The sequence below is a fragment of the Streptomyces sp. SPB074 genome (genome assembly GCF_000154905.1).
GTDB lineage: Bacteria > Actinomycetota > Actinomycetes > Streptomycetales > Streptomycetaceae > Streptomyces.
Window position 1 is genome coordinate 6,585,606 of sequence record NZ_GG770539.1, and the last position, 7,469, is coordinate 6,593,074.

A 7,469-nucleotide genomic window follows, 5' to 3' on the forward strand; every position below is an offset into this window, starting at 1 on the left:
GCCCCCGTGCGTTGCGGCCCGCCGGCGCGGCCCCCGCTCAGGCCACCGGCTGGGTGGGCCGCTGCTCGGTGAGCGGGATCTGCCCCTTGAGCATCTTCCCGCCGTCACCCGTCAGCCGCAGGTAGTAGTCCGAGGAACAGGCCGTGCCGTCCTCGTCGAGCGCCTTGATCCCGGAGCCGGCCGGTACCTCGGCGGCGCTCGCGGCGGTCTTCGCGATCTGGTTGGCCTCGTTGTACTCGTCGAACATCGAGATGTAGATGCCCTGCACCCCGACGCGCTTCATGTTGTAGAACTGCCGCCACATGAAGTCCCCGTGCGCCCGCTGCCCCTCCTGGAGGTCCCCGGGCAGCACGCAGGGCTGGTAGTCGATGCCGTGCGCGTCGCACTCCGCCTGGTCGGGGGTGTTCACGTTGGCGTAGAAGTTGTCGGCGTCGGCGACCGAACCGATCCGGCCCACCATCCACGGCGAGATCATGTCGAAGGCGTGGTACACCTCCGAGAACCCGGGCCGGGAGTCCTCGTCCTCGGTGCGCCAGTGCGTCGGGACCCCGCCGATGACGTAACAGCCCTGTCCCTTGAGCCAGTTCACGACGTCCAGGCACTCCTCCGCGCCGAAGGGGCGGGCGTCGTCGCTGAAGCCGAAGCCCCACACGCACACGACCGGCTTGCCGTTCTGGCGCGCGTACGCGGACGACGAGGTGTGCGCGCTCATCTTCTCGGTCCAGTCCTGCTTGACCTGCTCGCGCATCCCGTTCCAGTTCGTCACGTCGTACATGACGTAGAACTTGCGGCTGTTGGCCTCGGCGGCCTGCCGGACCTTCTGCGCCATGCCGTCGCGCGTGGGCCCCTCCCCGCCGAAGGGGTTGAAGCGCTGGAGGGCCGCGGTGTCGATGCCGTACTCGCGCATCCACCGGAAGTGCGTGTCCACGGTCTGCTGGTCCCAGGAGGAGAACAGCGCGGCGTCACCGCCGCCGTTCAGGTCCGGCATCGCCGTCGGGTACGTACGCGTGTACTCCGAGACGTCCGGCCAGGACTTGGCGCTGTTCGCGCCCGGCGCGGGGGCCTTGCTCATGTCGGGGCTCCAGTGCCACCACCCGTTGATGGGGGCGCCGTCGCCGGGCGCGGCGAACCAGCCCTGGTAGCCCACCGTGATCTTGCCGACGACGTCGCCGGCGGGCGAGGCGGCGGGGCCCGCCTTCGGCGCGGGAGCCGCGCCCGCCTGGGTCGCGGCGATACCGGTACCGGCCGCCGCGGCGACGGCTGCGCCGGTCAGGAGGAAGGAACGACGGGAGATGCTCATGCGGGTGTGCCTCTCGATCTGCCTCATCGGCGCGGCGGCACACCACGGGAGCGCTGCCGCGCACGGAACGGTCGCGCCCGCTGGGGTGGGGGGAGTAAGAACGGCGGCAGTCCGTCCCTCCGTCAGCAGGTGCCGCACGCAAGCTAGTCGACCTCGTGGGGTCCCGACAAGGCTCTGGGGACAACGATGTCAGAGCGGGCGCGCCGGGGCCGGAGCGTGGGAGCGTTCTCCTCCCGTCCCTGTCGGCCGGCGCCCCCGTGCCGTAGGTTCACGCGGGGACGGGCGGCAGGCGCGCCGCCCGGAGCGGAGGCGAGGCCATGCCGCCCCACGTACGGCCCTGCCGATCCGCCGACCACGACGCGCTCGCCGAGATCCGCGTGCGCACCGCGCACCTCGGCGCCGACGCCCGGCCGCACTACCGCGCCCCCTCCGTCCTCCCCGTCCTCTTCGCGCACTCCTACGCGGCCTTCGAGCCGGAACTGTGTTTCGTCCTCGACGACGGGGAGGGGCGCGCCGTGGGGTACGTGCTCGGCACGGCCGACACGGACCGCTTCGCCGACCGGTTCCGGACGGAATGGCTGCCGCTGCACGCGGAGCGCTACCCGCTCCCCGCCGGGCCGCCGTCCGACGGCGACGCGATGATGGCGGTCCTCCTGCACCACCCCGAGCGCCTGCGCGTACCCGCCCTCAAGGACTACCCCGCGCACCTCCACATCGACCTCCTCCCCGCCCATCAGCGCCGGGGCCACGGGCGGACCCTCCTGCGTGCCCACCTCGGGGCGCTCGCCGAGCGGGGCGTGTCCCGCGTCCACCTCGGCATGGTCACCGCCAACACCCCGGCCCGCGCCTTCTACGACCGCCTGGGCTTCCACGAGATCCCCGTACCGGAGGCGGGCGAGCTGACGTACCTGGGGCGCGGCACGGGGGAGGCGGAGCGGGGGAGAAGAGGGCGCGGCGGCGGATGCGCACGCGGCGTGCCGCACCCGGCAACCGGGTCGCGGCTCGCAGCCGGACCGCACCGCGTAGCCGGACCGCACGCCGCACGCCGTGACCCCGCCGCCCGCCTCGCGCCTCCCTCCGCCTCCCGCCCCCTCCGCTCCCGGCCCGCTCGTCTCACGTCATCCGGCGCAGTCCCGCCAGGACGTCCCGCAGGAGCCGCACCTCCGGGGGCACGCTCTCGCTCACCGTCAGCAGCCCCTGCACCACGAGGTCCGAGGCGAGGACGCGGGTCAGGCCGACGGGCAGGCCGAGACGGGCGGCGGCCTCGGCGAGGGCCAGCGGCCGCGCGCACAGGTCGAGCAGCGTGCGTTCCTCCGGGTTGAGGCGGAGCGGGTGCGGGGCCTGGCGGGTGGTCAGGAGGGCTTCGAGGGCGATCCCGTGCGCGGCCCGCGCGCGCCCGCGCGTGATGACGTACGGGCGCAGCGCCGCCGGGGCACTCACGCGCTGCCCGTCGGGTGCGGGACGAGACCCGGGCCGCGGTCGGCCGGCGCGAGCGGTGGCAGCCCGCGCGCCTCCTCGGCGTCGAAGGGCCCGTCCAGGGGCTTGTCCAGGGGCCTGTCGAACGGTTCGCCGAACGGCTCGTCGGCCCCTTCGCCCTCCGTGAGCGCGCTGGTGGGGACGAGGACCACGGCACGCAGACCGCCGTACGGCGAGGGGCCCAGATCGACCTGGAAGCCGTGCCGTCGCGCGTACTGCCCGACGACCGCGAGCCCCGTCTGCGGGACCTCGCCGACCTCCCGCAGCCCGAGCGGCCTGCGCCCCGAGGCGATCTCGCGCGCGGTGCTCAGCCGGTCCGTGGCGAGCCCGAGCCCGCCGTCGTGCACCTCGACGACCGCGCCCTTCTGCACCGCCCGCACCGTGACGGGCACCGTCGTGCGCGGCGGCGAGTACTCCGTGGCGTTGGCCAGGAGTTCGGCGACGAGGTGGATCAGCGGCTCGGCCAGCGCGGAGCGCACGGCCGGTGCCGGGTCTCCCGTCACCTCCACCCTGCGGTAGGCGACGATGCGGCCGGAGGCGGCGCGGGCCACGTCCACGAGGCTCAGCGGCTGCCGCCACTCCTGCCCCGGCCACTCCCCGCACAGCACCTTCAGGCTCTGCGCGTGCCGCGCCTGCTGCGTCGCCGCGTGGTCGGCGAGCATCGTCGTCTCCAGCAGTTCGGCGTCGTCCGGGTACCGGTCCGAGAGGCCCGTGACCGCCGACTGGATGCGGTGCGCCGAACTCTGCACCCGCCCCGCCAGTTCCACCAGGACGAGCCTGCGCGTCTCCTCCAGGTACTCGCACTCCTCGGCCACCTCGCGCAGCACCCGCTCGAAGAGGTCCCCGACGGCCTGCGTCAGCTCCGCGCTCTGCGGGCGCGACGCCGGGACCGGCCGCCCGCGCACCGCCGCCGGCAGCCGCTCCTTGACGAAGTGCTCCAGCTCCAGGCGCATCAGTTCCGACTGCTCCGTCAAATACGACTGCCAGTCGGCGTCCCTGCGCTCGGACTCCGCCGCCCGCCGCGCCAGCTCCAGCGCGAGCAGCTCGCCGTCGGCGACCGCCGTGCGGTGCTGGCGGCGCAGCGCCTCCAGGCCGCACAGCGCGAGCACCATCAAAGTGCCGAGCAGGACAGCGGTCGCGAGCCGCTGCCGGGCGAGCAGCGAGACCGCGCCGCCGTAGCCGCACAGCAGCGTGAGCAGCGTCGCCGGCCACAGCACACCGGCCGCGCGACCGGAGGACGCGGGTGCCGGGACGGGGCCGGGAGGGGAGGCGGGGGGACGGGGCATCGAGCACCTTCGGAGGACGTTCGGGAGGGGGTGGGGACCTGGGTGCCCCGGGGGACCGGGGCGCCGGCGGGACCCGTGGACATGCCGGACGGGCCGTCAACGGGCTGCGGAGCGCGCCCCTCTCGGGAGGCGGGCCCCGCGCCGACCGGGTGAGCATATCGCCCGAACAGCGGTATCCCGGGTAATCCGGGCGCACGCGGGGCGCGGCGGGCGGAAAAGCTCTGGTGCCTCATGCACCTAGCCGTGCTCAGCCCGCGCCCCGGTTACGCAAAGTGGCTCCCGCATTCCGCCGATCGGATGACAACGCCTCCCGCGCCACCCCCCGGTGGGCGGGGGCCGCCCCCCCCCCCGAACGTGCCATGCGCCGCCGCCCCCGCACTCGGCGTGGCGCCTGGAGTCCGCCCCGCCGGATCGGGTACGGGACGCGCCGCCGCCCGCTACCGAGCGCACGCGCGGCCCCCGTCCCCGGCCCGGTCCGGGCGCTCCGGCGCCTACGGCAGGATCGAGTCCACGTAGCCGCCGTCCACGCGCAGCGCGCCGCCGGTCGTCGCGGAGGCGAGCGAGGAGCTGAGGTAGACCACCATGTGCGCGATCTCCTCCGGCTCGATGAGGCGCTGGAGGAGCGACTGCGGCCGGTGCTCGCGCATGAAGGCGCGCTGGGCCTCGTTTCAGGGCAGGGAGCGGTCCACGAGTTCGTAGACGAAGTCCTCGACGCCGCCGGTGTGCGTCGGGCCCGCGATCACCGAGTTGACCGTGACGCCGCTGCCCGCCGCCTCCTTCGCGAAGCCGCGCGTCACCGCGAGCAGCGCCGTCTTCGACATGCCGTAGTGGATCATCTCGGCCGGGATCACGACGGCCGAGTCGCTCGCGAGGTTCTGCACGCGTCCCCAGCCGCGCTCGATCATGCCCGGCAGGTAGGCGCGGATGAGGCGCACCGCGCTCAGCACGTTGACCTCGAAGTAGCGCCGCCACTCCGCGTCGTCGATCTCCAGCGCGGGCCGCGCACCGAAGATGCCGAGGTTGTTCACGAGGATGTCGGTACGGGGCAGCCGGTCGAGCACCTGGGCGAGACCCTCGTCGCTCGCGAGGTCGCCCGGGGCCGCCACGATCTCCGCCGAGGGGAAGCGCTCGCGCAGGGAGGCCGCCGCCTCCTCCGTGCGCCGCGTGTCGCGTCCGTTGACGGCGACGCGGGCACCGGCCTCGGCGAGTCCGGCGGCGATCGCCGCTCCGATGCCCTGGGTCGATCCGGAGACGAGGGCGGTCCTGCCGTCGAGGGTGACGTGCATGGGGTGGCTCCAATCAGGAAGGGGGAGTGGGGTCCCGTGAGGTGCGTCTGCCCGATTCCGCATCCTCGATCGCCGCAGGCGCTTCTTTCGCGCGGCGTGCCGGACGGACCACGGAGGGACGCCCGATATATCACTGTCGGGTGTTCTGTCCCTCGCCGCACTCCGGCCTGGCCGCATGACGGCGCTGCTCCTCGCCCACTTCGCGCTCGCCGCCTGCGCCCCGGCCCTCGTGCGGTGGCTCGGACGACGGGCCTTCGCCGTCCTCGCGCTGCCCCCGGCCGCCACCGCCTGCTGGGGCTTCGCCGCCTGGGCGGACGTCTCGCGGGGGCACGAGAGCGTCACGGTGTGGCGGTGGCTGCCCGCGTACGGGGTCGATCTGGCGCTGCGGCTCGACGCGCTCGGCGAGCTGATGGTGCTGCTCGCGGGCGGGGTCGGGGCCCTCGTCCTGCTGTACTGCGTGTGGTACTTCGAGGACGGCGCCCCGCGGCTCGGCCGTTTCGGCGGCGCCCTGCTCGCCTTCGCCGGCGCGATGCTCGGCCTCGTCCTCGCGGACGACCTGATCCTCCTCTACATCTTCTGGGAACTGACCACCGTCTTCTCCTACCTGCTCATCGGGCACGGCAGCGCCGTGAAGCAGAACCGCCGTTCCGCGCTCCAGGCGCTCACCGTCACGGCCCTCGGCGGGCTCACCATGCTCGTCGGCTTCGTCGTCCTCGGCACCGTCACCGGTACGTACCGGATCTCCGCGCTCGTCGCCCACCCGCCGCCCGCCTCCGGCACCGTCGCGACGGCTCTCGTCCTCATCCTGTGCGGCGCGCTGTCGAAATCGGCGATCTGGCCCTTCAGTCTCTGGCTGCCCAACGCGATGGCCGCGCCCACCCCCGTCAGCGCCTACCTGCACGCCGCCGCGATGGTCAAGGGCGGTGTCTACCTCATCGCCCGGCTCGCCCCCGGCTACGCGCACATCGAGCCCTGGCGCCCGCTCCTGCTCGTCCTCGGCACCGCGACGATGCTCCTCGGCGGCTGGCGCGCCCTGCGCCTGCACGACCTGAAACTCGTCCTCGCCTACGGCACGGTCAGCCAGCTCGGGTTCCTCACCGTCCTCGCCGGGGCCGGTACGTACGGCACCGGGCTCGCCGCCGGGGCGATGATCCTCGCGCACTCCCTGTTCAAGGCGCCGCTCTTCCTCGTCACCGGCGTCGTGGACCACGCGAGCGGCACCCGCGATCTGCGCGCGCTGTCCGGGCTCGGCCGCCGCCTGCCCGTCCTCGCCGCCATCGGCGCCGTCGCCGGCCTCTCCATGGCCGCCGTCCCGCCCCTGCTCGGCTTCGCCGCGAAGGAGGCAGCCTTCCAGTCCCTCCTGGACGGCGACGCCGCCGACCGCTGGGCCCTCGCGGGCTGCGTCGTCGGCTCGGCCCTCACGACCGGCTACACCCTGCGCCACCTGTGGGGGGCCTTCGCCCGCAAGCCCGGAGTGCCGGACACCGCGCCGCGCGCCGTCGCCCCCGGCTTCCTGCTGCCGCCCGCGATCCTCGCCGCCGCCTGCCTCTTCCTGGGTCCCGCCGTCGCCGCGACCGAGGACCTCCTCGCCACCTACGCCGCGGCCTTCCCGAAGCCCGCCCACCCCTACCACCTCGCCCTGTGGCACGGCGTGGGCACCGCACTCGCCCTCTCCGCCGCCGCGTGGGCCGCGGGCACCGCCCTCTTCGTGCTCCGCGGGCCCGTCGAGGCGCTCGGGCGCGCGCTGGCCTGGCGCTCCGCCGACCTCGTCTTCGGGCGCTGCCTCCTCGCCCTGGAACGCCTCGCGCTCCAGTGCACCGGCTTCGTGCAGCGCGGCTCCCTCTCCGCCTACCTCGCCACCGTCCTCGCCGTGGTTTTCGCCGGGCAGATCGCCGTCCTCGCCGTGGACGAACCCTGGAGCGGCGTGCCCGCACCCCGCCTGTGGGACACCCCCGCGCAAGCCGCCGTCGCCGTCCTCACCTGCGTCGTCGCGCTGCTGTGCCTCGGGGTGCGGCGGCGCATGAAGGCCGTCGTGCTCGTCGGCCTGAGCGGCTACGGGGCCGGGCTGCTCTTCGTCGTGCAGGGCGCCCCCGACCTGGCGCTCACCCAGTTCTGCGTCGA

General features: G+C 74.4%; 4 protein-coding genes and 2 pseudogenes. 2 read left to right on the forward strand and 4 right to left on the reverse strand.

Annotated features, from left to right (window positions below; genetic code table 11):
- Positions 1–37: 37 nt before the first annotated feature.
- Complete coding sequence (locus tag SSBG_RS28105; RefSeq protein WP_037872098.1) at positions 38–1,300, reverse strand: glycoside hydrolase family 71/99-like protein; 1,263 nt, start codon at positions 1,298–1,300, stop codon at positions 38–40.
- 317 nt (positions 1,301–1,617) lie between these two features.
- On the opposite strand from SSBG_RS28105, the pseudogene SSBG_RS31835 reads away from it, so the two are divergent.
- Positions 1,618–2,229, forward strand: a pseudogene (locus tag SSBG_RS31835) (GNAT family N-acetyltransferase); the annotation flags it as partial.
- Positions 2,230–2,413: 184 nt separating this feature from the next.
- Here SSBG_RS31835 and SSBG_RS28115 read toward each other — a convergent pair.
- From SSBG_RS28115 to SSBG_RS28125, 3 genes and pseudogenes are all read right to left on the reverse strand, one after another.
- Positions 2,414–2,740, reverse strand: coding sequence for a DUF742 domain-containing protein (locus SSBG_RS28115; RefSeq protein ID WP_037870808.1), 327 nt, complete (start codon positions 2,738–2,740; stop codon positions 2,414–2,416).
- A complete protein-coding gene (locus SSBG_RS28120) occupies positions 2,737–4,062 on the reverse strand; it encodes an ATP-binding protein (RefSeq protein ID WP_008749435.1) in 1,326 nt (441 codons plus the stop codon). The genes SSBG_RS28115 and SSBG_RS28120 overlap by 4 nt, the downstream gene beginning before the upstream one ends.
- A 491-nt stretch (positions 4,063–4,553) precedes the next feature.
- Positions 4,554–5,348: pseudogene (locus SSBG_RS28125) on the reverse strand (SDR family NAD(P)-dependent oxidoreductase).
- A gap of 175 nt (positions 5,349–5,523) precedes the next feature.
- On the opposite strand from SSBG_RS28125, the gene SSBG_RS28130 reads away from it, so the two are divergent.
- The coding region (locus tag SSBG_RS28130) for a proton-conducting transporter membrane subunit (protein ID WP_008749436.1) at positions 5,524–7,469 on the forward strand (1,946 nt) is incomplete at its 3' end.